The organism is Streptomyces flavofungini, from assembly GCF_030388665.1.
Classification (GTDB): domain Bacteria; phylum Actinomycetota; class Actinomycetes; order Streptomycetales; family Streptomycetaceae; genus Streptomyces; species Streptomyces flavofungini_A.
Window position 1 is genome coordinate 3,174,823 of record NZ_CP128846.1, and the last position, 26,813, is coordinate 3,201,635.

Sequence of the window (26,813 nt, forward strand, 5' to 3'; positions counted from 1 at the left end):
CCCCGGCCACCGCTGCCGGGTCAGCTCTTCGTGGTGCACTTCGGCAGGTCGGCGGTGTCGCCCTTGCTGATGGCCTTCAGCGACTTCACGGCGTCCTCGATGGTGTTCACCTTGACCAGCGTGAGCCCGTCCGGGACGTCGCTCGCGGCGGACGCGCAGTTGTCCTTCGGCGTCAGGAAGTACTCGGCGCCCTTGTCGCGCGCGCCGACGGTCTTCATCTCGATGCCGCCGATCGGGCCGACCTTGCCGTTGTCCTCGATGGTGCCGGTACCGGCGACGAACTTGCCGCCGGTGAGGTCGCCCGGCGTGAGCTTGTCGACGATGCCGAGGGCGAACATCAGCCCGGCGCTCGGCCCGCCCACGTCGGCGAGCTTGATGTCGATGGTGAACGGGTACGTGTGGTCGGTCCCGGCCTTGATGCCGACCATCGCGATCTTGGGGTCTTCCTCGGCCTTGGTCGTGGTGATCTTCACTTCCTCGGTCACGGCAGGACGCTTCCCGGCCTTCTCCGCGGCGGCCGCCTCCTTGACAGGGACGATCCCGAACACGACCTGCTCGCCCGGCTCGTGCTTCCTGACGAGTTCGGCGACGTCCGTGAACTCCTTCACGGGCTTGCCGTCGACGCTCCTGATGACGTCACCGGCGTGCAGCCTGCCCTCGGCGGGGCTGTCCTTGTAGACGCTGGAGACGACCACCTGCGACTTCACGGGGATCTTCAGCTCCTTCAGGGCGGCGACCTTGGCGCTCTCCTGGGACTGGCTGAACTCCTCCGCGTTCTCCTGCGTCGACTGCTGCTCGGTCTTGCCGTTCGGGTACAGGGTGTCGTGCGGCACGACGATGTTGTCGTGCGCCAGCCAGCCGTACACGGCCTCCGGGAGGTTCATCTTGTAGTCGGCGCTGGTGACCCTGACCGTCGTCATGTTCAGGTGGCCGCTCGTCGGGTACGTCTTGCGGCCCGAGATCCGCAGCACCGGCTCGCCGTCGTGGTCGCCCAGGGTGTTCACCGTCGGCCCCGGGGACATCTCCGAGTACGGCACTTTGATGAGCACTCCGGCGCAGAGCAGCGCGATCAGCATCAGGGTGGAGGCGAGCATCGTCGCAGTGCGGCGTGGCATGGAACGACAGTACGGGACGGTCCTGTGGGTGTATCCCTGGGGCGTCCGTACGGGATCGGGCAGGAGGTCCGTACGGGATCAGGCAGGGGTGTCGGAGCCCGAGTGGGACTTCTCCATCGCCTCGCGGAAGGCCGCGTAGCCGTTCAGCTCGCTGATGTCACCGGTCCTGCCGCTCTTGCGGTTCCGGTTGGCCCAACCGGCCCACAGACCGGCACCGACCGCCGCCAGAAGCGGAATCAGCAACCAGGCAAGCGACGCCATGTCGACCTCCCGACCCCATGAGCGACCAAAACTGACTGATCAGCAGATTAACCATCCGCTCCGTCAACGCTCACGGCAGGGGTCGGGTTACGCAACCGGAGCCCTCTGGCCAACCCCCCGGCCGCCCCGGCTGTCCCGCTTACCCGGTGGCTCCCACCCACTCCTCCTGGCCGTCCGAGAACCGCTGGTGCTTCCAGATCGGCACCTCGTGCTTGAGGTCGTCGATCAGCTTGCGGCAGGCGGCGAAGGCCTCGGCCCGGTGCGGGCAGGACACCGCGACCACGACCGCGAGGTCTCCCACGGCGAGGTCGCCGACCCGGTGCACGGCGGCCAGGGCGCGCACGGGGTAGTCGGCGACGACCTTCTCCGCGACCCGGCGCAGCTCGGCCTCGGCGCTGGGGTGGCTGGAGTAGCCCAGCTCGTCCACGTCCGCGCCGCCGTCGTGGTCGCGCACCGTCCCGACGAACAGCGCCGTCCCGCCCGCGGAGTCGTCCCCGACGGCCTGGAAGACCTCGTCGAGCGATAGCGGGGTGTCCCGGATCGCCAGCAGCCGAATCGGCTCGGCACCAGCCTGCTCACCGGGGTGGTCCATCGGATTACGCGCCATGCCCCCATCGTGCCGCACACCACTGACATCCAGGAATAGCGTTTTCCCCCGGCACCGACGCCCGCCACTTGGACGTCCCTACAGCCCGCACCACAGCCGCCGCGGCGGGACCCTAGAGCCGACGCCGAGCCTTCCGGGCCCGCCGCACCAAGGCGGCCGTACCCAGCAGAGCCACCGTCGCCCCCGCGGCCCCCGCAGCCGTGGCGTCCTTGCGCCCGAGCCGCCGCCCCGCGACGGTCCGCCGCCCGGCGACCTCCTCGAGCAGCTCCGCGAGGACCTCCTCGTTGGTCCACTGCGGCCGCCACCCGGCGTCGTGCAGCCGGCTGACGCTGACGACCCACGGATACATCGTGTAGGCGAGGTCCCCCGCCGGGGACGGCGTGAGGCCGATCCGGTGGAGCCGGGCCGCGGCTCCGAGGGCGACGGTGGAGGGCAGCTCCATGCGCCGGATGCCGCTCAGCTCCTCGACCTCCTCCTGCTCCAGCCACCCGTCGCACCCGACGGCCAGATCCCCTTCGACCTTCTCCACGACGGCGTACTCCAGCGCGCTGCACAGGTCGTCGATGTGGCAGAACTGCCACGCGGGCCGCGACCCGGCCACGACCAGAAGCCGCGGCGACTCGAAATACCTGGTCAGCGCGGTGTCGGTGCCGCCGACGAGGATGGCGGGCCGCACCACGGTGACGTTCAGACCGGGATGGGCGCGCGGCGCCCGGCGGGCGAGCCGCTCGATCTCCAGGAGGTCGCCGACGCCCGTCGCCTCCGCGGTCGCCCGCAGTTCGGCGTCTTCGGAGAGGGGCAGTTCGTTGTCGGCGAGCGCTCCGTAGACCATCGCCGAGGTGCACAGGACGACCCGGTGCACGCCCGCGGCGGCGGCTGCCGTGAGGACGGTCTGCGTGCCCCGCACGTTGTACGCGGTGCGGGCCGCGGCGTCGGTCTCCAGGTCGAGGTCGAGCGCCAGGTGCACGACGACGTCCACGCCGCGCAGCTTCTCGGCGATCGCCGGGTCCCGGACGTCGAGGATGTGCCACTGCGCCCGCGCGCACTCACCGCGGCGCTCGTCGATGGCCACGACCTGCTTGATCTCCTCGGACGCGGCAAGGCGCTCGGTGAGCTGCGCGCCCACGCCCGTGGCCGCGCCGGTGACGGCGACGACGGGGCCGCGCGGGGCCGCGGACGAGGAGCCGTCGCGCAGCGGCACCACCGAGGGTGGCGCCTCCCCCGTCGACTCGGCGTCCAGCCCTGTGCCGGCCTCGGGCGGCGTCGGGTCTTCGGGGTTTCGCGCTGCGCGAACCTGTGGATCTGGGGAACTCACCGGGCGTCTCCAGCGGTTGTCTTCAGTACAGACGCAAACTGACGCGTACGTACCAGGTGGCACCATCCTGCCGCAGCCCCCGAGGCGGCGGAGCACCGAGGCCCGAACCCGCCGCGGTGTCTACGCTGGGTGGTGTTGTCGGGCAGCCGCCGCCGGACCCAAGATCCGGTGGCCTTACGAGCCGAGGAATCCCGTGAGTGACACCCCATTCGGATTCGGCCTTCCGCCGGAGGAGCCGGAGAACGGCGACGAGGGCAAGAAGAAGGACACCCCCGGAGGGGGACAGGGTTCCGGTGGCCCTGCCAACCCGTTCGGCTTCGGGCCGCTGGGAGCGGGCGGCGCGGGGGGTGACAACCCCTTCGCCGCGATGTTCGGATCGATGAATCCGAACGACCTGGGGGCCGCGTTCCAGCAGCTCGGCCAGATGCTGTCGTACGAGGGCGGTCCCGTGAACTGGGACATGGCCAAGGACATCGCCCGCCAGACCGTCTCGCAGGGCACCGCGGACGGCACCAAGGACGCCAGTGTCGGCCCCGCCGAGCGCTCCTCGGTAGAGGAGGCCGTGCGCCTCGCGGACCTGTGGCTCGACGACGCGACGTCCCTGCCGTCCGGCGCGGGCAGCGCCGTCGCCTGGAGCCGCGCCGAGTGGGTCGAGGCGACCCTCCCGGCCTGGAAGGAGCTCGTCGACCCGGTCGCCGAGCGGGTCGGCCTCGCCATGGGCGACGTCCTTCCCGACGAGATGCAGGCCATGGCGGGCCCGCTGATCGGCATGATGCGCTCCATGGGCGGCGCCATGTTCGGCCAGCAGATCGGCCAGGCCGTCGGCGTCCTCGCGGGCGAGGTCGTCGGCTCCACGGACATCGGCCTGCCCCTCGGCCCCGCGGGCAAGGCCGCGCTCCTGCCGGTGAACGTGGAGGCGTTCGGCAAGGACCTGGGCGTGCCGATGGAAGAGGTGCGCCTGTATCTGGCCCTGCGCGAGGCCGCCCACCAGCGGCTCTTCGCCCATGTGCCGTGGCTGCGCTCGCATCTGTTCGGCGCCGTCGAGGGATACGCCCGCGGGATCAAGGTCGACACCTCCAAGCTGGAGGACGTCGTCGGCCAGTTCGACCCGCAGAACCCGGAGCAGCTGCAGGACGCCCTCCAGCAGGGCATGTTCCAGCCCGAGGACACGGCCGAGCAGAAGGCCGCCCTCGCCCGCCTGGAGACGGCTCTCGCGCTCGTCGAGGGCTGGGTGGACGCGGTCGTGCACGCGGCGGCCAAGCCGCGCCTGACGTCCGCGGACGCGCTGCGCGAGACGCTGCGCAGGCGCCGCGCCACCGGCGGCCCCGCCGAGCAGACCTTCGCCACGCTCATCGGCCTGGAGCTGCGCCCCCGCCGCCTGCGGGACGCCTCGCGCCTGTGGGCCTCGCTCACGGACGCGCGCGGCGTGGACGGCCGCGACGGCCTGTGGGCCCACCCGGACATGCTGCCGACGGCGTCGGACCTGGACGACCCGGACGGCTTCGTGCACCGCGAGCAGCTGGACTTCTCCGAGCTGGACAAGATGCTCGGCGAGGCGGCGAGCGGCGACGCGACCGGCAAGCCCGACCTCAAGAAGGGCGACGCCGAGGACGGCGGCCCGGCCGGGGGCGGCTCCGGCGAGGGCAAGGACGACGACAGCAAGTGAGCCTGCACGACGACGCGGTTCTCGTACTGAAGGCATACGAAGACGGGTACGAGGGCCAGGACGAGCTGCGCCAGTACTACCTGGACCACCTGTCCGCGCACCCCGAGGACGGCCTCTGGAAGGCCTGCACGGACGGGCACGTGACCGCCAGCGCCCTGGTCGTCGACCCGGCGCACGGGCGCGTGCTGCTCACGCTGCACAAGAAGCTGCGGATGTGGCTCCAGATGGGCGGCCACTGCGAGCCGGGCGACACGACGCTGGCCGGGGCCGCGCTGCGGGAGGCGACGGAGGAGTCCGGCATCCCCGGCCTGACGCTCCTGGCGGGCGGCCCGGTCCGCCTGGACCGGCACCCGATCCCCGGCCCGTGCACCCAGCACCTGGACGTGCAGTACGCCGCGCTGGCGCCCGCGGACGCGACCGAGGCGATCAGCGACGAGTCCCTCGACCTGCGCTGGTTCGCGTACGACGAGGTGGCTGAGGTGGCCGACGAATCGGTCGTGCGCCTCGTCGAGGCGACAAGGGCACGCCTGTAGCGGGCGGGCGCCCCTGAAGGGGGCGCGGGGACGTGTGCTCCTGAGACGAAACAGGCGCGGGGAACTGCGCGACCGGCCACAACCGGCCCGCGGTTCCCCGCCGCCTGCTCCTGATTCCCGTCCCCGGGGAACCGCTCAGCTCCAGATGTTGCCCTGGTTCTGCCCCCGGGCACCCTGCTGGCCCATGCCGAACTGGGCCCGCGCGCCCTGGCCGATGTTGGCGTGCTGCGGCGGCAGCATCTCGCTGGGCTGGACGAGGGCGTAGCCCTGCCCCATGAAGCTGAGCTCCCAGCCCTCGCCGGTGTTGCCGCGGCGCCGCCAGACGCCCGAGGAGTGCGTCTGGGCCTGCATCTGCACCCGCAGCCCGCTGGACCAGGCGACGATCGCGTCCGCGTCGGCGTTGACGTACCGGTCCGGGGTGACCTGGAGCATCAGCGGCTGGCCCGACGTCATCAGGGCGACCTTGCCACGCCCGGTGATGTTGAGCTGGTACTTCCCGGAGCCGGAGATGCCGAACTGGCTGTCCACCGCGATGACCTGGTGGGTGAGGGACGAGTCCATGGCGAGGACGTAGGCGCTGTCCACCGTCAGCCCGTCCTGGTCCACGTCCACCAGGTGGATGTACTGCGCCAGGTTCGCCAGGTAGACAGTGCCCTGCCCGTGGCAGCGCATCAGGTCCAGGCCCTCGCCGGTGTGCGCGCGGGCACGCTGCTGGCCCCGACTCTGGTGCTCGGCGTCGAACTCGATGAGCCCTTGGTAGGCGACCATCGAGCCCTTGCGGGCGAGCACGTCGTCGTGGCCTTCGAGGGCGACCCGCAGGAGCTGCGGGTTCTGGACGGAGTAGCGCTCCTGAGTCTGTTGCTCAGCGTGCGCGAAAAGCGAGCTCTGCATGGTGTGTTGCTCCCCCTCAGCTCCGGATCCGGAGGCGGTCGGTGCTGTCCTCACTGGGCTGTACGACGACGATGCCCTCTCCGGAGAAGCCCATCTGGTAGGCCTCGCCGCTGCCGCGCCCGATCAGCGAGCCGGCCCTGAAGCTGCGCTTGCCCTTCACCTTCAGGTTCGGCGACCAGGCGATCAGCGCGTCCGGGTCCACGTACGTCTCGTCGTCGCCGCGGCCACAGTCGACGACGATCGGCGTGCCCCGGGAGGTCAGCGCCACCCAGCCCTGGCCGGAGACCTTGATGTTCCACAGGCCCTGCCCGGCGAACTTCGCCAGGCCCTTGACCCGCTCGACGCCCCACTGGAGGCTCGCGTCGAAGGCGAGCAGGTTCGTGCCGTTCACCGAGAGCGAGTCGCCCGCCAGGTTGATGACGACGACGTCGGCTCCGTAGTCGGCGAGGTAGAGCAGGCCGTCTCCGGAGCACTTCATCAGGGGGGCGCCCTCGCCGGTGATCCAGTCGCGCGCGATCTGGCGGACGGCGGGCGGGTTCGGCTCGTACTGCACGAAGCCTTCGTAGGCGACCATCGACCCCACGCGCGCGAGGAGGTCGTTGCCGGTCTGCATGGCGACCTTGACCATGTGGTGGCCGTGGTTCTCCATGCGGGCGGCGACGGGTGCCGGGGCAAAGCCCGCGAGCTGCTGGTTCATGACGGGCTCCCTCAGACCTCGAACGGCTGGACGACGATGAAATTGCCGGGCGCGCCACGGAACTGGAGGTTCACGCTCTCCCCCGTGGAGCCCGCGGAGGCGTTTCCGCGCAGCCTGACCTGGCTGGAGACGATGGCCTGCGCCGCCGCCGACCACGCGACCACGGCGTGGCAGTCGGCGAACGTCGTCGGCGTGACCGGCAGCACGACGGGCATGCCGTGCGTCTTCACGACGACCGTGCCGGTCCCCTGGAACTGCATGACGAACAGCGCGCCACCGGGGATCCCATGCCCCTCGATGCGCCGCACCTCGTGCTGGAGGGACTCGTCGAAGGCGAGGACGTTCTCCGCGGAGACGCAGATCGCGTCGCCCTGGAGCTCGATGGGGTGCAGGTGCGTGCCTTCCTCCGCGAGGAAGACCTGGCCGCGTCCGGAGCAGCGCATGAGCTGCATCTCCTGGCCGGTCGCGTTGCCGACGATGCGGCCCTGGAAGCCCGCTCCCTTGTAGCCGAACTCGACCTTGCCCTGGTACAGGACCATGCTGCCCTGGCGGGCGAGCACCGGCTGGTCACCGACGCCGAGGTCGACCCGGACCAGCTTCTCGTTCTGCTGCGTCCAGCGCTGTCCCGTGCCCGCCTCGCGGTACTTCTGGAGGGCCGCGGCCACACCGGCGGCCTGCGGGGCGCCCTGCGGCACTCCGCCCGGGGCGGCCTGGCCGAACGGGGGTTGGCCGGGGATCTGGCCGAACGGGGGCTGGCCGGGGATCTGGCCGGGCATCGGGGCCTGCGGCGGCTGGCCGTAGCCGGGCGGCAAGGGCGCGGAGGGCTGCTGCTGGTCGTAGCCGGGCGAGGGCGGCGCGGCGGGCTGGCCGTAGCCGGGCGGCAGGGGCGCGGACGGCTGCTGACCGTAGCCGGGCGGCGGGGGCGGGGTCTGGCCCGGCTGGCTGTAGGGCTGGCCCTGCGGCTGCGCGCCCGGCTGGCCGTACGGGCCCGGGGCCTGCGGGGGCGGGACGGTGCCGCCCGGCTGGTTGATCGGCGCGACGATGGTCTGCGCGGCGTGCACCGAGGGGTCGGCGGGGGCCGGGGCGGGCGGAGGCGTGGCGCCGCCGGGGGGCGCGAAGTGCTGGGCGGGAGCGGGGTCGGGCGCGGGGGCCGGGACCGGCGCCGGGGACGGCGAGGCGGGCGGCGCGGCGGGACCTGCGGGCGCGCCGAACGCGGGCGGTGCCGCCGCGGCGGGTGCGCCACCGGCGGGCGGCGCGAAGCCCGGGACGGCCTGCGGCTCGGGCGCCGCGGGCTCGTCCTCGGCGACCTCGCCGCCGAAGTTCCTGATCAGCGCGTCGAGACCGCCGTCGAAGCCCTGCCCGATCGCGGCGAAGCGCCAGACGTCCTTCAGGTAGAAGTCGCCCAGCATGAGGGCGCGCTCGGTGGAGAACTCCGAGCCGTTGAAGGAGTACCGGGCCACTTCCTCGCCGCCGGCCACGATCCGGATGTACCCGGAGGCGAGCTGCGACATCTGTCCGGCGCCGTCGATCGCCGCGGTGAACGACAGCTTCTGGATCTGCGGCGGGATCCGGTCGAGCGTGACGCGGAAGGACTCGTCGTCACCAGCCTGGGCACCCAGGAGCTGAAGCGACTCCTCCGGAGACTTCGGCTGGTTGAAGAAGATGAAGTAACGGTCGTCCGACAGCCGCTCGCTCGCGTCGAGGCCGAAGCAGCTGATGTCGAAGGTCAGCCCTGGGGCAGCGATGTGCACGCCTACGTACAGATCGGTCCCCGCGGTGAGGTCACTGATCTTGGCCTTGTGGCCGCGTTGGAATTCCCTGGCCATACGTAACGACCGTCCCCCATCCCGAGTGGTTGCGTCGCGCCAGGCTAACCGCTCCGTCCGACAGTGGACGACGTCGGTACAGACCCGGTACACAACCGGCGCACCAGGCGCCTCTCACTCCTCGCGGGCGGCCGGAAGGTGCGGCAGCCGGTCCGCCGCGACCACCCCTTCGAGGTAGCCCCGGGCCCGCTCGGTCCGCGGATACGCGTCGAGGAGACGCCAGAAACGGGGCCCGTGCCCGGGCACGAGGAGGTGCGCAAGCTCATGGAGCAGGACGTAGTCCACCACGTACTCGGGCATGCCCTGCAGCCGGTGGGAGAGCCGGATGCTGCCCTCCGACGGTGTGCACGAGCCCCACCTGGTGTTCTGATTCGTCACCCAGCGCACGGAGGAGGGCCTGGCCCGGCCCTCGAAGAACTGCTCGGACAGCCGTCGGGCCCGCTCGGACAGCTCGCTGTCGCCCAGGACCCGCTTGCTCTCCTGTGCCGCCAGCTTGTCCAGCATGACGCCCACCCAGCGCTGCTCCTCCGCCTCCGACATCCGGGCGGGGATGAGGACCACGGTCCGGTCGCCCTCCCGGTACGCCGAGACCGTTCTGCGGCGGCGGGCGCTCCTGCGCACCTCGACCGCGCTCGCCGCCGAGCCGGATGGCGGCGGGCTGGTCGCGCTGCGCTGTGGGCTTCCGCGATGCAGTGGGTCGGCGGGCACGCCACGACGTTACCCGCTTGGCGTGGGGGAAGTCCCGCCTCAGGGACGGTTCGGTCCCGATCCACTCCCCATGCGCTGCATTAGTACGACAAGTACTCGCCGCCTGTGGACAACCGCGCGCACGTCCGGGCCGAGCCGGGCATTCTGGCATGCGAGCGGCCGAACGGCGACGACCACGACGTCCGGCCGAACCGACGGGGGGCCGACCATGCATCCGATCCTGAAACCGAGCCTGCGCCGGGGCTGGCGCGATCTGAACACCGTCCAGTTCGGGGCGACGCGGGCCCACGCCCGGGTCCTCGGCCCCGTGGACACCGCGACGGGCAGCTTCCTCACCCTCCTCGACGGCACCCGCGGGCTGCCTCTCCTGCGCGCGGAAGGACAGCGGATAGGACTTCCGGACGGCCACGTGGACCGGCTCCTGCACCGGCTGGCCCGGGCCGGACTGCTCGACGACGCCACGGGCGGGGGCCCGGCGGCCGACGCCCTGCGCGCCCGCACGGACGTCATGGACCGGCTGCGCCCCGACCTCGCCGCCTTGTCGGTCGTCACACCGGAGCCGAACCAGGCCGTTCGCACGATGGCCGCGCGCCGCGCCACCCGCGTCCGCGTCCAGGGCGGCGGCCGGGTCGGCGCGGTCCTCGCCTCGGTCCTGTCCGGGGCGGGCGTAGGAGAGGTCGATGTGATGGACGGCGGCTGCGTCGAGCCGTGGGACGTCGCTCCGGGCGGGCTGCCACCGGACTCCGTGGGACAGCGAAGGGACGCCGCCGCGAGAACGGCCGCCCGGCGCGCGGCTCCCGGACGACCACCCCGCCACCCCGAGGACCGGGGCGCCGGTGAGGGCGCCTGGTCCTTGATCGTCCTCGCCCCGCGCGACGGCCTGGACGCCTTCGCCCCCGACCCGGCCGCCGCCGAGCCCCTGATCGCCGCGGGCACCCCGCACCTGTACGCGGGAGTGATCGAGGGCACAGCCGTCGTCGGCCCGCTGGTCCTGCCCGGCACGACCGCCTGCGCCGGCTGCCTCGCCCTGGACCGCGCCGACGCCGACGCGGCGTGGCCGAGGATGCTGGCCCAGTGGCGCTCGGGCCGTCGCCGTCAGGTCCCGGCCTGCGATCTGTCCCTCGCGGTGACGGCCGCGGGACTGGCCGCCGCGCACGCGCTGGCCTTCCTGGACGGGGCCGATCCTGCTCTCGCGGGGGTGCGCTGGGAGGCCTCGACGCCCGACTTCGACTGGCGCGCGCACCGTGCGCGAGCGCATCGGTCGTGCCCCTGTGGAGCAGGTGAGCGAGTAAAGGGGGAGCACACCTCCGTGGATCGAGAGCCGCACGAGACAATGGCCGAGTAACCGCCTGAGAGGGCGCGGCTGTCTGGGATTTGGAGGGGCGCATGTCTGATCTTCCCCGGAAGGCGGTCACCCGTACCGCCAAGCTGGCCGCGCTGCCGCTCGGCTTCGCCGGGCGGGCGACCTGGGGGCTCGGCAAACGCATCGGCGGCAAGTCGGCGGAGATCGTCGGCCGGGAGCTGCAACAGCGCACGGCGGAGCAACTGTTCAAGGTCCTCGGCGAGCTGAAGGGCGGCGCCATGAAGTTCGGGCAGGCGCTGTCCGTCTTCGAGTCGGCACTCCCGGAGGAGGTGGCGGGCCCCTATCGGGCGGCGCTGACGAAGCTTCAGGAAGCGGCACCCCCGATGCCGACGCGCACCGTGCACGCGGTGCTCGCGGAGCGGCTCGGCGCGGACTGGCGCGAGCGTTTCCAGGAGTTCGAGGACAAGCCCGCGGCGGCGGCGTCGATCGGCCAGGTACACCGGGCGGTGTGGGAGGACGGGCGCGAGGTCGCGGTGAAGGTGCAGTATCCGGGCGCGGGCGAGGCCCTGCTCTCGGACCTGAACCAACTGAGCCGCTTCGCCCGGGTCCTCGGCCCGCTGATCCCCGGCATGGACATCAAGCCGCTCATCGCCGAGCTGCGCGACCGCGTCTCCGAGGAGCTGGACTACGGCCTTGAGGCACAGGCCCAGCGCGCGCACGCCGAGGAATTCGCGGACGATCCGGACGTCGTGGTTCCGGACGTGGTGCACCAGAGCGAGCAGGTCCTGGTGACGGAGTGGATGGACGGGGTGCCGCTCTCGGAGGTGATCGCGGAGGGCACGCAGGAGCAGAAGAACCGGGCGGGTCAGCTCCTGACGCGTTTCCTCTTCTCCGGACCGGCCCGCACGGGCCTGCTGCACGCCGACCCCCACCCGGGCAACTTCCGCCTGCTGACCGGCGAGAAGGGCGAATGGCGGCTCGGCGTCCTGGACTTCGGCACGGTGGACCGGCTGCCCGGCGGGCTGCCCCCGACGATCGGCGACTCGCTGCGGATGACCGTCGAGGGCGAGGCGGACGCGGTCTACGACATGCTGTGCGAGGAGGGCTTCGTCAAGGAGACGGTCGACCTGGAGCCGGAGGCCGTCCTCGACTATCTGCTGCCGATCATCGAGCCCGCGGTGGCCGAGGAGTTCACGTTCACCCGCGGCTGGATGCGCAGCCAGGCGGCCCGCGTGGCCGACCCCCGCTCCCCCGCCCACCAGTTGGGCAAGCAGCTGAACCTCCCCCCGTCGTATCTCCTGATCCACCGCGTGACGCTCTCCACCATCGGTGTCCTGTGTCAGCTGGGCGCGACGGTGCGGATGCGGGAGGAGCTGGAGGAGTGGCTGCCGGGGTTCGTCGCTCAGGAGGTCGAGGAGGAGGCCGAATTGGTGGAGGGTCCGACGGACGGCGGTATGGAGGAAGCGGTGGCGGAGGCGTGACGGTGCGCAGAACACCCCGGCGCGCGGCGCGGGTTGCGGTGATCGCCCCGGACGACGCGGTCTTCCTCTTCGGGTACGACAACGAGGAAGTGGGTGTCCACTGGGCCATGCCCGGCGGCGGCCTGGATCCGGACGAGCCGCCGAGGGAGGGCGTGCTGCGCGAACTGCGGGAGGAGACCGGCTGGACGGACGTGCGACCCGGGCCCCTGCTGTGCACCTGGGAGCACGATTTCACCCGCGCGGGTGTGCCGGTGCGTCAGCACGAGCACATCTATCTGGCCCGCGGACCACGACGCGCGCCCACGAGTGAGGCCGCCGCGGCGCACGCCGAGGACGGCATCCTGCGCTGGCGCTGGTGGACTCCGCGGGAGCTGGCCGCGTCGCCCGAGCCGTTGTGGCCGCCGCAGCTCCCGGATCTGCTGGACGCGCTGCGCGCCGCGGGCGACGGGGTGCCGCAGGCGGTCGATCTCGGGTACCAGCCCCACGTGGCAACGCACCAGGGCTGACCCCGGGGCAGGGGGGCGGGCGTGCCGTAGCGCGGGGGCGGCTCACCACCAGGCGGAGTCGAGTCGTCCCTCGATCGCCCGGATGTTGTCCCGGGAGCAGGCGTCGCAGAAGTAGTGCCGGGCGCCGTTCTCCACGGAGCAGATCCATGTCGGGGGCGAGCCGTCGGCGACTGTGCCGCAGCGGGAGCACACGACGTTCACGGTGTCGTTCCTGACGTCGTGCCGGGCGTCCGCAGGTTCAGGAGGCTGCTGGTCCACGCGGCGACCTTATCGCCGCCACCGGAGGATCGGTGCGCACAACGCACCGCGGGGGCCGGTCCGTTCGGACCGGCCCCCGCGGGGTACTTCCGTGAAGCTCACCGGGAGCTTCGTCGGTGCGTGTGCCCCGCGCGCCGTGCGCGCCGAGGGCTGCCGTGCGTGTCGTGCCTGCCGGTGCGGCCGCGGGTCGCGCGGCCGCCGGCTTCTCGTGGGTTCGCGGACCTACTGCATGACCGCGATGGCGAGAGCACGCCGCGCGCGCAGGGACGCACGCTCGGCGCGGCGCTGCATGCGGCGGGCCGCCATCAGGCGCGCGGCCGGGCGGTGCTCCTCGGCCTCACGCAGGCGTTCGTGCATATGCGCACGGGCCAGGGCTTCTGGGATGAGTTGCATTTCGCGGGTCCTGTTCTGGCGCGAGCCGATCGCGCCGGTGGTGGTGAAGTCTGGGGTTGCGGAGCCACTGGGCTCGCTCGTGGGTGCCTTCATCGGGGCCTGCTTCTTGGGGTCGTGCGTCACGGGGCGATCGATCGTTCCGGCGGTACTCATGCCACGACCGGGTTCTTCCGCGGACGGCCACGCGGCCGCTTGCGGGCCACGACCACGCCCTGGACGAACAGCTCGCCGCCCCAGACGCCCCACGGCTCACGCCGCTCCTTGGCGCCGGCGAGGCAGGCCTCCATCAGCGGGCAGGTACGGCAGAGGGACTTGGCGTACTCGACGTCGGCCGGGGACTCGGCGAAGAAGACCTCCGGGTCGTAGGCACGGCAGGGGACGGGTACGCCGAGGTTCTCGATGGCGTCGTCGAGCGCGGTGAGCGCGGTGAGGGGAGTCAAGGTCGGGTCCTCCGTGGGTGCGGGCGGCGGGAGAGTGTCTGAAGGCGGTACGGACGGGGCGTGCGCTTCGAGTTGCACGGTGGTGTTTTCCTCGTCTGGTCGTGCCGGCCTGGGTCGGCCGGTTGGCGGCTGGTACCGGGTCTTGCTCAGCCCCTTCGTTCTGTGTCCCTGTTTCGGGGAAAACAGAAGGGCCGCGGATCCCGGGTGGGGTTCCGCGGCCCTGAAGGCGCCGGTCTGATCGAGATCAGACTGGATCACTCCAGGGTTCGAGCCCACGGAAGGCCCACATCGTGTGGTGCTGCTGCGTCGTCTTGTTCCGGAATCCGGCACCGGCTGCCGCGAAGGCATAGGCCTGCGCCTGTGCCGTCACTACTGCTTCCGGTGCCTTGGTCGGTCGCTCATTGCCCTCACGGATCTCAAGACCCGACAGGGGCAGGGCGGGGGCGGCCGGACGCACGGCGGCGCTGCCGAGAGACGGAGCGGCATTGCCGACGGACAGACCGGTGCCCTGGTTCGAGAAGCCGAGCAGGCAGGAAGCGACGACCGAGCGATCGGTCATTTTGACGGTGCTGATGGAGCTCTTGTTGATGCTGATCACTGGAATCGCCTCCTCTCGGCGTCTAGGGGAGCGGCCGAAACCGTTCCTCGGACTGACAAGTACAGCACGGGACCAGGGCTTCGGAGAAGCCGCCGTTCCCGTGCTTAAGAACCTATGGGTCTTCCTTGCGCATGCGCAAACTATTTTTTCGACGAGTTTGAATCAGTTCGCCTCGCCGTCCTCCGCAAGCTCCTGACCTGCACAGATGGCGAGGACGTCGGCGCCGAAGTGACGTAGCTTGCGGACCACGACGCCCGGGATCCGGGCCAGCTCGCCCTCGTCCTCCGGCACGGCCTCCGCGATGGCGATCAAGGTTTTGTCCGTGAAGACACAGAACGGGGGCTGCCCCAGGCGCCGCGCCTGGACCGATCGCCACTCCAGGAGCCGCTCGTAGAGCCCTTCGTCCATGTCCGAAGGGCAGTCCTCGCAGCGCATGAGCTTCATCTCACCGGCGTCGGTGAGGGTGCGGCCGCAGACGCGGCAGCGGGCGGGGCTGCGGCCGCCGCGGCGGCGCTCCCGGGGCGCTCCGGCCTCGCCGGGCTCCCCGCCGCGGCCGCTGCCGCGCTCGATGCCGCCGGGTCCGCCCGCCGCGCGCGCCCCCGCGGCCGTGCCCGAGCCGGGGCGCAGGCCGTCGAGGAAGCGGCTGGCCCGGCGGCTGGGGCGGCCTCCCGGGGACCGGGAGAGGGCCCAGGACAGGGAGAGGTGGACGCGGGCACGGGTCACGCCCACGTACAGGAGCCTGCGCTCCTCCTCGATCTGCTCCTCGGTCTTGGCGTACGTGATCGGCATCATGCCCTCGGCCAGGCCGACCAGGAACACGGCGTCCCACTCCAGGCCCTTCGCGGCGTGCAGGGAGGCGAGGGTGACGCCCTCGACGGTGGGCGCGTGCTGCGCGGCGGCGCGCTCGTCCAGCTCGGCCACGAGGTCGGCCAGGGTGGCCTCGGGGCGGGCGGCGGCGAAGTCCTCCGCGAGGCGCACCAGGGCGGCCAGGGACTCCCAGCGGTCGCGGACCGCGCCGGAGCCCGCGGGCGGCTGCGTCGTCCAGCCCTTGGTGGAGAGCACCGCCCGCACCTGCGAGGGCAGGTCGACCATGTCGTCCAGGAGGGTGTCGTTGGCGCCGAAGCGGGCGGCGCCGCGCAGGGCCGCGCCCGCCTCGCGGACCTCGGTGCGCTCGAAGAACCGCTCCGCCCCGCGCAGCAGATAGGGGATGCCCAGGTCGGCCAGGGCCTGTTCGTAGATCTCCGACTGGGAGTTCGTGCGGAACAGGATGGCGATGTCGCCCGCGGGGACGCCGTCGGCGATCAGGGCGCGGATGCGGCGAGCGGCGCCCTCGGCCTCGGCGGGCTCGTCCACGTACTCCGTGTAGACGGGGTCGGTGCCGGGCTCGCGCTGCGAGACCAGTTCGAGGCGGTGGTCGGCGGCGCGGCCGACCGCCTGGGCGAGCAGGCCGTTGGCGAGGTGGACGACCTGGGGGGTGGAGCGGTAGTCCCGGACGAGCTTGACGAGGGTGGCGCCCGGGTGGCGGGTGCGGAAGTTCAGCAGGTGGTCGGGGGTCGCGCCGGTGAAGGAGTAGATCGTCTGGCTGGCGTCGCCGACGACGCAGAGGTTGTCGCGGTCGCCGAGCCACAGCTCCAGGAGGCGCTGCTGGAGGGGGCTCACATCCTGGTACTCGTCGACCACGAAGTGCTGGTACTGGGAGCGGACCTGCTCGGCGATGTCGTGGCGGTCCTGGAGGATGCCGACGGCCAGGAGCAGGACGTCCTCGAAGTCGATGACCGTGCGGTCGCGCTTGAGGTCCTCGTACGCCGCGTAGAGCTGGGAGATCTCGGCGGGGTCACGAGGGGTGTCCCGGCCGGACTTGGCGGCGACGGCGGCGTAGTCCGCGGGGACGGTCTGGGTGACCTTGGACCACTCGATCTCGCCGGTCACATCGCGCAGTTCGTTGCGGTCGAGGCGGATGCGGCAGGCCGCCGCGGCTTCGGCGACGAGCTGGACCTTGCGCTCGACGAGGCGGGGCAGCGCGCCGCCGACCGCCTTCGGCCAGAAGTACTGGAGCTGGCGCAGGGCGGCGGAGTGGAACGTGCGCGCCTGGACGCCGGTGGCGCCGAGCTGGCGCAGGCGGCCGCGCATCTCGCCGGCCGCGCGGTTGGTGAACGTGACGGCGAGCACACTGGTGGGCTGGAGGATCCCGGCCCGCACTCCGTAGGCGATGCGGTGCGTGATGGCGCGGGTCTTGCCCGTGCCGGCGCCCGCGAGCACGCACACCGGCCCGTGCAGGGCGGTGGCGACCTCGCGCTGCTCCGGGTCCAGCCCGTCGAGCACCGCGTCGGCGGTGTCCGGGACCCGTGGGAAGAGGGTGGATTGCGTTGCTGCTGTCACCCCGCCATGCTGCCAGGTCCCACGAGGCGGCAGCGCCGGTTGTCCACAGGGGGGTGCTCGCAGTCGTACTAATGCGGGAATGGTGACCGGGTCGCGTACGTTCGACTCAGTGCGGCTACGCACACGACGTGCGGTGACGCACCCCGAGGCTTAAGGAGCGCGAGAGACATGCCGGGCACTGTGACGATGTACAGCACCACGTGGTGCGGCTACTGCCGCAGGCTGAAGAGCCAGATGGACCGCGAGGGCATCACGTACGAAGAGGTCAACATCGAGCAGGACCCGGACTCCGCGGCCTTCGTCGAGAAGGCGAACGGCGGCAACCAGACCGTTCCGACGGTTCAGGTAGTTCCCGCCAACGGTGGCGTCGAAGTCGTGATGACGAACCCGAGCCTCGCTCAGGTGAAGCAGGCACTCAGCGCCTGACGACCGGCTCCCCGTCGCACGCACAGAGACCCCCGTCATCGAGTTCGACGGGGGTCGTCTGCTGTCTTCTTCCGCCCCTCAGAAGGGGGCAGGCCCACGCAAGGGCACACCTGCCTCAATCCGGGAGGGTCGAGTACCGCTCGATGCTCGCGCGCCCTGTGGACCGGTCGAGTAGGCGCAGCTCCCACGGGCCCGTGTTCACGTCGAAGTCCTTGCCGAACCCGACCCACTTGCCCGCCATGCGTCGGCCTGTCGGCTCGATCAACAGCTGAATCGCACCGTGGTACCGGGCGCCCTGGTAGTACCCGTCAGCCGCCGTCTGCTCGGTCCATGTACCGGTGACGACGTTCCGGTCGACGGTGAGGTCCAGAGACAACGGACTGTCCGGGTTGGTCGACGCTCCGGGCAGGCTCTGGGCTGTCAGCCGGTTGCCGTGCTGGACGATCACGACGTGATGCTTGCAGTCGAACGTCTCGTCACGGCTGGACGAGTAGAACTCGTAGCGGGACAGCCAGATGCCCGCGTACTCGCTCTGCGGCTCCGACTCCGGGCTTGTGACAGCTTCAACGGTGCCGACTTCTCCAGCCTCCATGTCGTGGCCTCCTGCCCCGTCTGAGTGGACGCGTGCCATCGGGATCGCGAACCCCAGCGACTCGGGGGTACGGCCGGTGAACCGCTTCAGTGCCCGCGCATACAGCGGGCGGCATGTCCTGGTCTCCCCGGACTCCCAGCGTTGCACGAGTCGCTTGGAGGCGTCGTTCGGCTCCCCCAACTCCTCGCCTGCGCCCCGTAAGCCCCGAGCGAACTCGTCTTGGCTGAGGTTCATCGACTTGCGCACAGAAGTCAGCACGTCGTTGGGGATTCGCTCCCGCTCGGCCGGAGTCGTCATGACCCGAGGGTAGCCACGTCACGCCTCCAATGACACCGGTTTGACGCCCTCGGGGTGACACCGACATGACGCCCGAGGGGCGCCTTGAACGTCGCCGCAATGGTCATGACCGATCCGGAACATGGTCGCCATGTCCATCCGCATCAGCGCTTACACGGTGAGAGCCGACGGCACTCAGACCAAGCCACGAACCCTGTACGAGGGTGAGGGCGGGGACCCCCTCGCCACTGGCCGGATGCCGCCGTGCCTGTGCCCCAAGTGCAGGGATGGGCGACATGACCGGAGCACCACGGATCCCCAAACACGTGGAGGCAAGCCAGCATGAGTGCGGCAGTAGTGATCCGCGACCCGAAGGCGTACGTCACCCCGGACGTGTGGGAGCGGGAGGTAACCCTCCTCCTCCGCAACCCGGAGAACACGCGCGAACTTGCAGAGGCCAAGTTCGGACAGGCCATCGCCTACCTGGTCACGTGCGGCGAGAACCCGGACCTTCTCATGGGCCCGTCCAAGCAGGTGGACGAGGCATGGCACTCGTTCATGCTCGACTCGATCCCGTACCACCACTTCACCAGCCGGCACTTCGGCCGGTACATCCATCACGTGCCGGAGCTTCCGGGGTCGGCGGCCAGTGTCCAGTGCCTCAGCGACGACAAGGGGACGCAGGACGGTCACGACCTCAAGACCGGCGGCCCGCTCGTCCTGGAACAGACGATCAAGGCCATCAAGACGGCCGGATTCGAGATCGACCCCGGCCTGTGGGGCATGAAGGATGCGGCCGACTGCAACCAGTGCCACGCCGGGTGCCACGACTCGCCCAAGTAGTTGTGAGCGGCACGCGAGTCGGGGCCTACCTCCGTACGTTGGGGGTGGGCCCCTCTCTCCGGAAAGGATCACCGCATGTCATTGGCTGAGTCCTGGGACAGGTACGCAGTCGGGAGCAAGCCACGCAGGACCGTGAACGCCAGAGGTGATGCGACGTGGCTGAACTGGACCCAGTACCCCGATCATGGGCCGGACGAGAGCGTTCTCGGCACCGTGGCCGGACGCCGGGTGCTGGAACTCGGCTCGGGGAGCGGTAGCAACCTCGCGCACCTCGTGACGCTTGGCGCGACAGGCCAGGGGGTGGACATCGCCCCCGCCCGCGAGACAGTCGCGCGGGAGCGCTGGGGCCATCTGCCGGGCCTTGAGTTCCGCACGGCGGAGGCGACTGCGTTCCTGAACGAGACGGACGAGACATTCGATGTCGTGCTCTCGATCTTTGGTGCCGTGTGGTTCATCGATCCGGACACCCTGCTCCCGCTGATCCGCTCGCACATGACGCCGGGCGGCATCCTGGCCTTCTCGCATTTGCCTCCAGGCAGCCAGGGGCCCAAGCCTGTCAAAGCCGGACTGAGGCACGACCGCACCCCGGATGAGTGGGGGCGCATCCTGACGGGGCACGGCTTCTCTGACGTGCGCGTGTCGCTGATCGACCCGCCGAAGGGTAGGGCTGTGGGCACGTTGCTTGTCCGGGCCCTGGCGGCCTGACCGCGTTCAGGCGCCCTCATCAAGGTGGCGGTACAGAGTGGCACGAGAGATCCCGAGCGCCTTGGCAATGGCGCTCACGCTCTCACCCTTCGCCTTCCTGGCACGGGCAACCGTGAGCACATCCTCATTGACCACGGTTGGCCGTCCGCCTGTCCGCCCCTGCGCCTTGGCTGCGTCGAGTCCGGCGCGGGTGCGCTCCTTGATGAGGCTGCGCTCGAACTCGGCCATGGCTCCGACCACCTGAAGCATGAGACGGCCGTCCGCCGTACCGGGGTCGATGTTGGCCAGTGCACCCGTGAGCACCTTGAACCCGATGCCCCGCTCTCGAAGGGTGTCGACCATGGTCACAAGGTCGATGAGGGACCGGGCGAAACGGTCGAGCTTCCACACGCACAGGGTGTCGCCGGGTCTGGCGTAGTCCAGTGCGGCCGTCAACTCTGGCCGGTCGGTGTTCTTCCCACTGGCCTTGTCCTCGAAGATCCGGGCGCAGCCTGCGGCCGTCAGTGCGTCGCGCTGGAGCTGCGCTTCCTGGTCATCCGTGGAGACGCGGGCGTAACCGATGAGCTGACCAGTGATCGTGTTCGTCGTCATGACCGGGACCGTCTCAGAACTCGTCTCAATACGTCAAGCCTGAGACGGAAGTTTCGAGACGGGTTTTGAACAGTGTTGCGCCCCCTTCCGGGGTGCATCCGGTCTTGTCTCACAAACCTTGGTTTTCGAGACGCCCGTTACTGGTCACACAGCGCCACGGTCGGGGCCTGCGGTTGGCGACGGGTGAGGGAAGGCGACGGCGGAAGGGGTGGGGTATGACCCCTTGAAGGGTCCTTGCCTGACCGCCAGGTCTTCCCGGCAAAGATTGCGCCACCATTTCAAGGTCGATCAGGCGCGGCGGGTGGAGGAGCACCACCGGTAGACCTTGGCGGCCTCTCGGCCGCCACGGTTCCAGGGTCGATTCATGCGGCAGTGAAGGCGCGAGCCCCAGGAAAAGCCCAGGTCAGACCCGGTGAGCCGCCTCGGCCGGCACCGGACGGATGCGCAACAACGCGTCGTCGTACGCCCTCCCCGGAACGGGGCCAGGGAGGGCATACCGCAACGGCCTACGCGTCGTCGTCCCTCATGCCGGGACGATCCGCGCAGTACGCCCAGGCCAGGGCGAGCGCGGGGCTACTGGTCGCAACCCCGCTGGCCACCATGCGCGGCGCAGTGGTCGAGTCGAACAGTCGGTGACAGGCACGGCACAGGGGCAGGCTTCGCATCGGGTCCGTGGTGTAGGGCCTGCCCTCTTCCCTGCCGTTGTCCATGCGCTTCTCGTCCGAGTCGGTGTGCGAGTACGCCCAGTCCCGCGCCTGCCCTCCGCACTTCCAGCATCGGTACGAGCTGGCGCTACCCCGCTTCGCCTTCGTGCGGTTGTGCGCGCCGTCGTACGTGATGTCGTCCCCCTTGCTCCGAGGGTCGGGGTGCTGGCTCCGGTCCGAGCAACGCACTGTTGCCCCACTTACGAGGTTGCTCAGGCTGTACTCCCGCACGGTGCCGCAGTCGCACCGGCAGACGACGCGCTGAGAACCGTTCACCTCACCGCGCCGCTCGACCAGCACGAGACTGCCGAAGCGGTGCCCCGGCTTGTAGCGCTGCCGGTTCGGCCGGGTCTTCGGGTAGCCCTTACCGGAATGCGAGGAACGCCCCGCCTCCCTGTCCCTTCGCCGACGCGCCCGGTCCCTGCACAGCTCTCCGCAGTACCGAGCCTGCGGACGCTTGCCCGTCAGCGCTTCTCCGCAGTGAGTGCAACGGCGAGGGTCTGGCGTTGTCTTGGTCTTGCTCAAAAGCGAATCGCCTCCTTCCAGGTGGCGGCCGTAAGGCCGCCCCATCTGCTTGCGGCTTACGTCTTGGGCTTGGGCCTTGCTCCCCTCCTTCTCTTTGCCGCTGCTCCCCCGAAGGGGGCAAAGCAGAAAGAGAGGACACGAACGTTTTCCCAGGTCAGAGCCCATGTGGGTACGCGCCTGACGTGTACTTGGTACACGTGGGAGGCGTACCCCTGCGGCTACCGGCGGTCCTTGTGCACCCGGCAGGGGACAGGCGCGCCCTTCTCCTTCTGAAACAGGTGAGAAGACAGGACGAGGCACGCGGCCGACGACTGCGGCGACACGAGGTCCAGTGCCTTCGCGCGGCTTACCGCACCGGTCGTGCTCTGCTTGCTCAGCGGCTTGCCGTTCTTGTCGGCGAGGATGGCCGCGAGTTCGCCAGCCTGAAAGCTGGCGTGCCCGTGGCGGTCGGCCCATCCGATGGCGGCGTACTGGACGCGGTAGTGGTTGATGTTCCTCGCGTCCCGCGCCATGCGTCGGAACTCGTGTTGGGCAACGGCGCCCCATGACTTGCCACCGAAGTAGATCGCCACCCGTTGCGGCTCCCTTCCTGTGAGGCGCACACGGGTGCGCCGACGACCCCCGCCGGACGGCGGGACATGTGTCTCCCTTCTTCGCGGGGGTGGCCGTGCGGAAGGCACAGCGCTTCGCAGGTGGGCGCCCAAGGCTTCGGGCCTGGACTCGGTCTCATGCAGTCGGGAGCGACGGCGGCGACCTGGCCCGGCATCGTACAACATGCTGAAACGGGAAAGGCCCCCATGGTCGGGGGCCTTCCTTGCTTGCTCGCCAGCATCAGGCTGGAGCCGTAACCTTCTCGGCCTCGCCTGCCGCCTTGGCTTCCTCTTCGGCCTTCGCTTGCTGCGCGGCCCGTTCGGCTTCGAAGTCCTCCCAACGGCTGACGATCTCCCACTCGGCGCCCGTAAGGGTCGTGGGCTTCTCGTACGGCTTTCCGGGCAGCGATACCGGTGTGATCGGTGCGAGCACTTGAGAAGCCTTGACGGGTGCGTCCCACCACGAGACACCCTGCTGCCGGATGTTCTCGATGAGGTCGCCCGGATCGATGGCAAGGACATCGGGCCGGAAGTGCGCCTTCACCTTGTGCTTTTTCAGGAACTCCCGCCGCTCATCGATGCTCGACCGCACCCACCACTCCGCGTAGCTCTCGCCGGTACCGGTCCACACGGTCACCGGCTTCGGCCCCTCCTCGCTGGTGACCTTCTCCCGGTCCTGGGCAAGGCTGGCAACTTGCGAGCCGTACGCGACGGCACTGATCTCGCCCTGTTGAAGTTCCTTCAGGAGTTGGTTCATCCTGCCGTCGATCACGGCGAGCTTCGCCGCACGACTGTCGTCGATGGTCGTCTTCGACTCCATCCGTTCCAGGTGGCCGATCTCTCCCAACAGAGCCGACTCCAGCCAGGGGTACAAGTCCTCTGCCCAGAACCTCTGCCTCGGGCATGCCTGAATGCCCTTGGTCTTGTTTCCGTGGCAGCGGTACCGCTCCCGCTTGCCCTTGGCCGGGTCGCCCTTCACGAAGTAGAGGGAGCTGCCGCACAGCATGCAGAACGTCACGCCCACCGTCGGCGACGTAGAGCCCTTCTGCTTCTTGTACTTGACCGAGGCGACGGCTTCCGACAGCTTCGCCCACTCCTCCTCGTTCAGCACCGGCTCAGACCGCATGACGGGAGTGCCGTCGTCATTGCGGACCACGGCGCCATTCGCGCGTACGTACTCCCCGAGCAGAGACCGGCTGACCAGTACGGCTTGCACTGTGGTCGGCGTCCATCTGGCGCCCCGAGGCTTCGGGTCCGCCAGCCGAGTCGTGCTCTCGCCTGCCGCCGCGCGGATGCGAGCGATGTCCTGAGCCGTGGGCACGCCTTGCTCGTTCAGCCAGTCGGCGACGGCCGAGAAACTCGGCTTCTCGATGAAGCGCCGGATCATCTCGATCAGCGTCGGGCCGTACTCGGGGTCGAGTTCGAGGGTGAAGCCTGCGTCGCCCTTCACCGCTCTGCGTCCGAACGGGACAAGGCCACCCGGCCAACGACCGGTCTTCCGCATGGTCTCCCGGGAAGCCTTGTTGCGGGCCTTGATGGCGTCCAACTCGGCCTCTGCGACCACGGCCAGGATCTTGGCGATCGTCTTGCCCCACGGCTTCGAGAGGTCGAATCCCTCCTCGCAGGAGATGAGGCCCTTACCGTTCGCCTCGCACCACTCGATGATGTCCGAGAGATGGCGGACCGACCGCGCGATGCGGTCGATCTTCAGGATGATGATGTGGTCGAACTGGTCCCTCTTGTTGTTGAGCCAGTCCCCCAGGGATGGACGCACCCACGGCGAGATGGACGCCGACACGTCGATGTCGACCGCAAAGTCGACCAGCTCCATTTCCTCCGCGTCGGCCCGCTTGCTGATGCGGGTTCGCTGCGTTTCCTCGCCGGTCTGGTTCTCGTTGCCTACAGACAGACGGACCACGCCAAGCGCCCTGGGCTTGTCGCTCACCCTTGCCCCTCCCCGTTACGCGGGCGGCCTCCCCTGGCCGCCAGACACAGGAGGGAAGTCTACAGACCGTGCCCACCGTTCTCTTCCCGGACGGCTCGACGCTGACCAACCCCTCGCTGGCCCAGGTGAAGCAGAAGCTCGCCGCCTGACCAGATGACCGGTCGGCGGGCCCGGCTCAGCCGAGCGTGCCGGGCTTCGGCAGGGGCTTGCCGTACCAGAGCTCGATCAAGCGGGCCGCAATCGAGATGCCGTAGGGAGGCAGGACCTCCCCGGACTCGAAGGCGGCCCGCAGGTCGTCGCGGGAGAACCAGCGCGCCTCGTGGATCTCCTCCCCGTCGACGTCGATCTCCGAAGACGTGGCGCTCGCCATGAAGCCCAGCATCAGGCTGGAGGGGAACGGCCAGGGCTGGCTCGCGACGTACTCGACGTCGCCGACCGTGACGCCCGCCTCCTCGAAGACCTCGCGGCGCACGGACTGCTCGATCGACTCGCCCGGCTCCACGAAGCCCGCGAGGGTCGAGAAGCGGCCCTCGGGCCAGTGCACCTGGCGGCCGAGGAGCGCCCGGTCCTCGTGGTCGGTCACCAGCATGATCACGGCCGGGTCGGTGCGCGGGTAGTGCTCGGCCCCGCAGGCCTGGCAGCGGCGGATGTGGCCGGCCGCCGCGATGACGGTGCGCTCGCCGCAGCGCGAGCAGAAGCGGTGCATGCGCTGCCAGTTCTCCAGGGCCACGGCGTGCACCATCAGGCCCGCGTCGCGCGGGGAGAGCAGCAGGCCCGCCTCGCGAAGGCCGGCCGCGCGCGCGGAGGCGTCCATGCGTCCGGGCAGCGAGTCCTTCTGGAGCGCGAAGTAGCTCACGCCGTCGTCGTCGGTCCCCAGGAAGTAGCGGTGCGCCTCGGTGAGGGGCGCCTCGAACGACGGGGTCATCACGAGTTCCGTGCGGCCGTCGGGGGTCTCGTCGATGAGCACCTGGCCGCCGGACACCACGAAGACCCGGGTCGACGGATGGCTCCACGCGGCGGCGAGCCAGGCCTCGTCGAGACGGTAGTGGGCCGCGCGGTCGATGCCGCTCGGCGCGGTGAGCGAGACGGGACGGTCAGCTGCGCGGTCGGTCCAGGTGGTCACTGGTGCTTCCAACTCCCCCGGTGGAATGGGTGGTTCAGCGAGCGGGTCTCTTCAGTGTGCGTCGCGGTGCGCGATGCGTTTCGCCTGTTCAGTGGGCGCCGCGCCAGTGCTCCGCGAGGTCGCCCCACAGGTAGGCGGTTGTCTCCGCGCCCTTGAGGAGCAGATCGAGCTCGACCTTCTCGTTCGGCGCGTGCCAGCCGTCCGAGGGAATGGAGATGCCGAGGAACAGCACGGGCGCCCCGAGGACGTCCTGGAGGTCGGCGGCGGGGCCCGAGCCACCCTCCCGGGTGAAGCGGATGTCCTGCTCGAAGGCGCGGCCCATGGCGCGGACGACGGACTGCAGCGCCGGGTGGTCCAGCGGCGTCAGGCAGGGGCGTGTGGCGCCGCTGAAGGTGATCGTGTGCCCGATGCCGTCGGGAAGCTGATCGGCCACCCACGCGCGGACGGCCTTCTCGACGCGCTCCGGGTCCTGGCCCGCGACCAGCCGGAAGGAGAGCTTCAGGAAGGCGCTCGACGGGATGATCGTCTTGCCTCCGGGGCCTTGGTAGCCGCCGCCGATGCCATTGACCTCGGCGGTCGGGCGGGCCCAGATGCGCTCCAGGGTGCTGTGGCCGGCCTCTCCGTAGGGCGCGTGCGACTTCGCCGTACGCAGCCACTCGGCCTCGTCGAACGGCAGCTCGGCGAAGAGCTCCCGCTCGCGGTCGGTCAGCTCGACGATGCCTTCGTAGAAGCCGGGCACCGCCACGCGCGCGTGCTCGTCGTGCAGGGCGGCCACGAGGCGGGCTGCGGCCGTCGCGGGGTTGGGCACGGCGCCGCCGAAGGAGCCGGAGTGGATGTCCTGGTCGGGCCCTGACAGCTCGATCTCGCACTCGGCGAGGCCGCGCATGCCCGTGCAGACCGTGGGGGTGTCCTTGGACCACATGCCGGTGTCGGAGACGATCACCGCGTCGGCGGCGAGGCGCTCGGCGCGCTCCTCGACCAGGGCGCGGAAGTTCGGGGACCCTGACTCCTCCTCGCCTTCGACGAGCAGCTTCAGGTTGACCGCGGGCGCGCTGCGGCCGGTGACGGCGAGGTGGGCGCGGACGCCGAGGGTGTGGAAGAAGACCTGGCCCTTGTCGTCGGCGGCCCCGCGCGCGTAGAGGCGGTTGTCGCGGACGACGGGCTCGAAGGGGTCGCTGTCCCAGCCGTCCTCGATCGCGGCGGGCTGCACGTCGTGGTGGCCGTAGACGAGGACCGTGGGCGCGTCCGGGTCGCCGGAGGGCCACTCGGCGAACACCGCGGGGGCGTCGGCCGTCTCCCACACCTCGACCGTCGGGAAGCCGGTCGAGGTGAGCCGTGCGGCGAGCCAGTCGGCGCTGCGGCGCACGTCGGGCGCGTGGTCGGGCTGTGCCGACACGGACGGGACGCGCAGCCACTCGGCGAGGTCGTCGAGGAAGGCGGCACGGTGGTCGTCCAGGTACGCGCGGACGGCGCTGACGACACTGTCAGAGCTGTTGACGGGCTTGCTCATGGTCAC

The 26,813-nt window shown here is 70.5% G+C and carries 28 protein-coding genes and 1 pseudogene; 9 read left to right on the plus strand and 20 right to left on the minus strand.

The window, feature by feature from the left end:
* Positions 1–20 precede the first annotated feature (20 nt).
* The 4 genes from QUY26_RS12615 to QUY26_RS12630 form a co-directional block, all read right to left on the minus strand.
* A complete protein-coding gene (locus QUY26_RS12615; RefSeq protein ID WP_289946051.1) occupies positions 21–1,115 on the minus strand; it encodes a YlbL family protein in 1,095 nt (364 codons plus the stop codon).
* Between the two features lie 78 nt (positions 1,116–1,193).
* Complete coding sequence (locus QUY26_RS12620; RefSeq protein WP_289946054.1) at positions 1,194–1,376, minus strand: hypothetical protein; 183 nt, start codon at positions 1,374–1,376, stop codon at positions 1,194–1,196.
* 139 nt (positions 1,377–1,515) lie between these two features.
* On the minus strand, positions 1,516–1,983 hold the full coding sequence (locus QUY26_RS12625) for a molybdenum cofactor biosynthesis protein MoaE (protein ID WP_289946055.1): 468 nt from the start codon (positions 1,981–1,983) through the stop codon (positions 1,516–1,518).
* A gap of 112 nt (positions 1,984–2,095) precedes the next feature.
* On the minus strand, positions 2,096–3,298 hold the full coding sequence (locus QUY26_RS12630; protein WP_436840311.1) for an SDR family oxidoreductase: 1,203 nt from the start codon (positions 3,296–3,298) through the stop codon (positions 2,096–2,098).
* A gap of 193 nt (positions 3,299–3,491) precedes the next feature.
* Here QUY26_RS12630 and QUY26_RS12635 point away from each other — a divergent pair, with 193 nt between their 5' ends.
* Both QUY26_RS12635 and QUY26_RS12640 read left to right on the plus strand, forming a co-directional pair.
* The gene (locus tag QUY26_RS12635) at positions 3,492–4,964 is read left to right on the plus strand and encodes a zinc-dependent metalloprotease (RefSeq protein ID WP_289946057.1); all 1,473 of its coding nucleotides are present in this window, start codon (positions 3,492–3,494) and stop codon (positions 4,962–4,964) included.
* On the plus strand, positions 4,961–5,497 hold the full coding sequence (locus QUY26_RS12640; protein WP_289946058.1) for an NUDIX hydrolase: 537 nt from the start codon (positions 4,961–4,963) through the stop codon (positions 5,495–5,497). The genes QUY26_RS12635 and QUY26_RS12640 overlap by 4 nt, the downstream gene beginning before the upstream one ends.
* A 135-nt stretch (positions 5,498–5,632) precedes the next feature.
* Here the strand turns inward: QUY26_RS12640 and QUY26_RS12645 are convergent, their stop codons facing one another.
* The 4 genes from QUY26_RS12645 to QUY26_RS12660 all read right to left on the minus strand — a co-directional run bounded on the left by QUY26_RS12645 (position 5,633) and on the right by QUY26_RS12660 (position 9,619).
* Positions 5,633–6,388 carry an AIM24 family protein gene (locus tag QUY26_RS12645; protein WP_289946060.1) on the minus strand — a complete coding sequence of 252 codons (756 nt, stop codon included), beginning with the start codon at positions 6,386–6,388 and terminating at the stop codon, positions 5,633–5,635.
* 16 nt (positions 6,389–6,404) lie between these two features.
* Entirely contained in the window at positions 6,405–7,085 is a 681-nt protein-coding gene (locus QUY26_RS12650; RefSeq protein WP_016641652.1) for an AIM24 family protein, read from the minus strand.
* Positions 7,086–7,096: 11 nt separating this feature from the next.
* Positions 7,097–8,911 carry a TerD family protein gene (locus QUY26_RS12655; RefSeq protein WP_289946065.1) on the minus strand — a complete coding sequence of 605 codons (1,815 nt, stop codon included), beginning with the start codon at positions 8,909–8,911 and terminating at the stop codon, positions 7,097–7,099.
* A 114-nt stretch (positions 8,912–9,025) separates the two neighbouring features.
* Positions 9,026–9,619 (minus strand): M48 metallopeptidase family protein, encoded by a 594-nt coding sequence (locus tag QUY26_RS12660; RefSeq protein WP_289946067.1) that lies wholly within the window; start codon positions 9,617–9,619, stop codon positions 9,026–9,028.
* Positions 9,620–9,827: 208 nt separating this feature from the next.
* Here QUY26_RS12660 and QUY26_RS12665 point away from each other — a divergent pair, with 208 nt between their 5' ends.
* The 3 genes from QUY26_RS12665 to QUY26_RS12675 are packed head-to-tail and all read left to right on the plus strand — an operon-like array spanning position 9,828 to position 12,909.
* Positions 9,828–10,964, plus strand: a complete 1,137-nt coding sequence (locus QUY26_RS12665) for a ThiF family adenylyltransferase (protein WP_289946069.1) — start codon at positions 9,828–9,830, stop codon at positions 10,962–10,964.
* A gap of 41 nt (positions 10,965–11,005) precedes the next feature.
* A complete protein-coding gene (locus tag QUY26_RS12670) occupies positions 11,006–12,403 on the plus strand; it encodes an ABC1 kinase family protein (protein ID WP_289946071.1) in 1,398 nt (465 codons plus the stop codon).
* Between the two features lie 2 nt (positions 12,404–12,405).
* Positions 12,406–12,909: an NUDIX hydrolase gene (locus tag QUY26_RS12675; protein ID WP_289946073.1), complete on the plus strand. Its 504-nt coding sequence runs from the start codon at positions 12,406–12,408 to the stop codon at positions 12,907–12,909.
* A 42-nt stretch (positions 12,910–12,951) separates the two neighbouring features.
* On the opposite strand, the gene QUY26_RS12680 is transcribed toward QUY26_RS12675, so the two are convergent.
* The 5 genes from QUY26_RS12680 to QUY26_RS12700 all read right to left on the minus strand — a co-directional run bounded on the left by QUY26_RS12680 (position 12,952) and on the right by QUY26_RS12700 (position 17,010).
* A complete protein-coding gene (locus tag QUY26_RS12680; RefSeq protein WP_289956414.1) occupies positions 12,952–13,167 on the minus strand; it encodes a hypothetical protein in 216 nt (71 codons plus the stop codon).
* Between the two features lie 222 nt (positions 13,168–13,389).
* Positions 13,390–13,713 carry a hypothetical protein gene (locus QUY26_RS12685; protein ID WP_289946076.1) on the minus strand — a complete coding sequence of 108 codons (324 nt, stop codon included), beginning with the start codon at positions 13,711–13,713 and terminating at the stop codon, positions 13,390–13,392.
* Complete coding sequence (locus tag QUY26_RS12690; RefSeq protein WP_030359819.1) at positions 13,710–14,078, minus strand: WhiB family transcriptional regulator; 369 nt, start codon at positions 14,076–14,078, stop codon at positions 13,710–13,712. The genes QUY26_RS12685 and QUY26_RS12690 overlap by 4 nt, the downstream gene beginning before the upstream one ends.
* A 166-nt stretch (positions 14,079–14,244) precedes the next feature.
* The gene (locus QUY26_RS12695) at positions 14,245–14,598 is read right to left on the minus strand and encodes a hypothetical protein (RefSeq protein ID WP_289946082.1); all 354 of its coding nucleotides are present in this window, start codon (positions 14,596–14,598) and stop codon (positions 14,245–14,247) included.
* A 162-nt stretch (positions 14,599–14,760) separates the two neighbouring features.
* The gene (locus QUY26_RS12700; protein ID WP_436840502.1) at positions 14,761–17,010 is read right to left on the minus strand and encodes an ATP-dependent DNA helicase UvrD2; all 2,250 of its coding nucleotides are present in this window, start codon (positions 17,008–17,010) and stop codon (positions 14,761–14,763) included.
* A 135-nt stretch (positions 17,011–17,145) separates the two neighbouring features.
* Here QUY26_RS12700 and QUY26_RS12705 point away from each other — a divergent pair, with 135 nt between their 5' ends.
* Positions 17,146–17,403 (plus strand): mycoredoxin, encoded by a 258-nt coding sequence (locus tag QUY26_RS12705; RefSeq protein ID WP_289946086.1) that lies wholly within the window; start codon positions 17,146–17,148, stop codon positions 17,401–17,403.
* 115 nt (positions 17,404–17,518) lie between these two features.
* Here QUY26_RS12705 and QUY26_RS12710 read toward each other — a convergent pair whose 3' ends face one another.
* Positions 17,519–18,292, minus strand: coding sequence for a helix-turn-helix domain-containing protein (locus QUY26_RS12710; RefSeq protein ID WP_289946088.1), 774 nt, complete (start codon positions 18,290–18,292; stop codon positions 17,519–17,521).
* A gap of 321 nt (positions 18,293–18,613) precedes the next feature.
* On the opposite strand from QUY26_RS12710, the gene QUY26_RS12715 reads away from it, so the two are divergent.
* The gene (locus tag QUY26_RS12715) at positions 18,614–19,114 is read left to right on the plus strand and encodes a glycine-rich domain-containing protein (protein WP_289946089.1); all 501 of its coding nucleotides are present in this window, start codon (positions 18,614–18,616) and stop codon (positions 19,112–19,114) included.
* A gap of 132 nt (positions 19,115–19,246) precedes the next feature.
* On the plus strand, positions 19,247–19,819 hold the full coding sequence (locus QUY26_RS12720; RefSeq protein ID WP_289946090.1) for a class I SAM-dependent methyltransferase: 573 nt from the start codon (positions 19,247–19,249) through the stop codon (positions 19,817–19,819).
* Positions 19,820–19,825: 6 nt separating this feature from the next.
* On the opposite strand, the gene QUY26_RS12725 is transcribed toward QUY26_RS12720, so the two are convergent.
* From QUY26_RS12725 to QUY26_RS12740, 4 genes are all read right to left on the minus strand, one after another.
* Positions 19,826–20,410 (minus strand): recombinase family protein, encoded by a 585-nt coding sequence (locus QUY26_RS12725; RefSeq protein WP_289946093.1) that lies wholly within the window; start codon positions 20,408–20,410, stop codon positions 19,826–19,828.
* Between the two features lie 506 nt (positions 20,411–20,916).
* Positions 20,917–21,390, minus strand: coding sequence for a hypothetical protein (locus QUY26_RS12730; RefSeq protein ID WP_289946094.1), 474 nt, complete (start codon positions 21,388–21,390; stop codon positions 20,917–20,919).
* A 467-nt stretch (positions 21,391–21,857) separates the two neighbouring features.
* Positions 21,858–22,211, minus strand: coding sequence for a hypothetical protein (locus QUY26_RS12735; protein ID WP_289946097.1), 354 nt, complete (start codon positions 22,209–22,211; stop codon positions 21,858–21,860).
* Positions 22,212–22,470: 259 nt separating this feature from the next.
* The gene (locus QUY26_RS12740; protein ID WP_289946098.1) at positions 22,471–24,174 is read right to left on the minus strand and encodes a recombinase family protein; all 1,704 of its coding nucleotides are present in this window, start codon (positions 24,172–24,174) and stop codon (positions 22,471–22,473) included.
* 53 nt (positions 24,175–24,227) lie between these two features.
* On the opposite strand from QUY26_RS12740, the pseudogene QUY26_RS12745 reads away from it, so the two are divergent.
* Positions 24,228–24,323, plus strand: a pseudogene (locus tag QUY26_RS12745) (NrdH-redoxin); the annotation flags it as partial.
* Positions 24,324–24,349: 26 nt separating this feature from the next.
* On the opposite strand, the gene nudC reads toward QUY26_RS12745, so the two are convergent.
* Together nudC and QUY26_RS12755 are read right to left on the minus strand one after the other, a co-directional pair.
* Positions 24,350–25,297, minus strand: a complete 948-nt coding sequence (gene nudC, locus QUY26_RS12750; protein ID WP_289946099.1) for an NAD(+) diphosphatase — start codon at positions 25,295–25,297, stop codon at positions 24,350–24,352.
* A gap of 88 nt (positions 25,298–25,385) precedes the next feature.
* The gene (locus QUY26_RS12755) at positions 25,386–26,807 is read right to left on the minus strand and encodes a dipeptidase (RefSeq protein ID WP_289946102.1); all 1,422 of its coding nucleotides are present in this window, start codon (positions 26,805–26,807) and stop codon (positions 25,386–25,388) included.
* Positions 26,808–26,813 lie beyond the last annotated feature (6 nt).

Excerpts from the sequence above, each read along its gene's own strand:
- QUY26_RS12670 (WP_289946071.1), top strand. The coding sequence starts at position 11,006 with ATGTCTGATCTTCCCCGGAAGGCGGTCACCCGTACCGCCAAGCTGGCC.
- QUY26_RS12685 (WP_289946076.1), bottom strand. The coding sequence starts at position 13,713 with ATGAGTACCGCCGGAACGATCGATCGCCCCGTGACGCACGACCCCAAG.
- QUY26_RS12725 (WP_289946093.1), bottom strand. The coding sequence starts at position 20,410 with ATGACGACGAACACGATCACTGGTCAGCTCATCGGTTACGCCCGCGTC.
- QUY26_RS12645 (WP_289946060.1), bottom strand. The coding sequence starts at position 6,388 with ATGCAGAGCTCGCTTTTCGCGCACGCTGAGCAACAGACTCAGGAGCGC.
- QUY26_RS12755 (WP_289946102.1), bottom strand. The coding sequence starts at position 26,807 with ATGAGCAAGCCCGTCAACAGCTCTGACAGTGTCGTCAGCGCCGTCCGC.
- QUY26_RS12715 (WP_289946089.1), top strand. The coding sequence starts at position 18,614 with ATGAGTGCGGCAGTAGTGATCCGCGACCCGAAGGCGTACGTCACCCCG.
- QUY26_RS12655 (WP_289946065.1), bottom strand. The coding sequence starts at position 8,911 with ATGGCCAGGGAATTCCAACGCGGCCACAAGGCCAAGATCAGTGACCTC.
- QUY26_RS12620 (WP_289946054.1), bottom strand. The coding sequence starts at position 1,376 with ATGGCGTCGCTTGCCTGGTTGCTGATTCCGCTTCTGGCGGCGGTCGGT.
- QUY26_RS12705 (WP_289946086.1), top strand. The coding sequence starts at position 17,146 with ATGCCGGGCACTGTGACGATGTACAGCACCACGTGGTGCGGCTACTGC.
- QUY26_RS12710 (WP_289946088.1), bottom strand. The coding sequence starts at position 18,292 with ATGACGACTCCGGCCGAGCGGGAGCGAATCCCCAACGACGTGCTGACT.
- QUY26_RS12615 (WP_289946051.1), bottom strand. The coding sequence starts at position 1,115 with ATGCCACGCCGCACTGCGACGATGCTCGCCTCCACCCTGATGCTGATC.
- QUY26_RS12665 (WP_289946069.1), top strand. The coding sequence starts at position 9,828 with ATGCATCCGATCCTGAAACCGAGCCTGCGCCGGGGCTGGCGCGATCTG.
- QUY26_RS12650 (WP_016641652.1), bottom strand. The coding sequence starts at position 7,085 with ATGAACCAGCAGCTCGCGGGCTTTGCCCCGGCACCCGTCGCCGCCCGC.
- QUY26_RS12625 (WP_289946055.1), bottom strand. The coding sequence starts at position 1,983 with ATGGCGCGTAATCCGATGGACCACCCCGGTGAGCAGGCTGGTGCCGAG.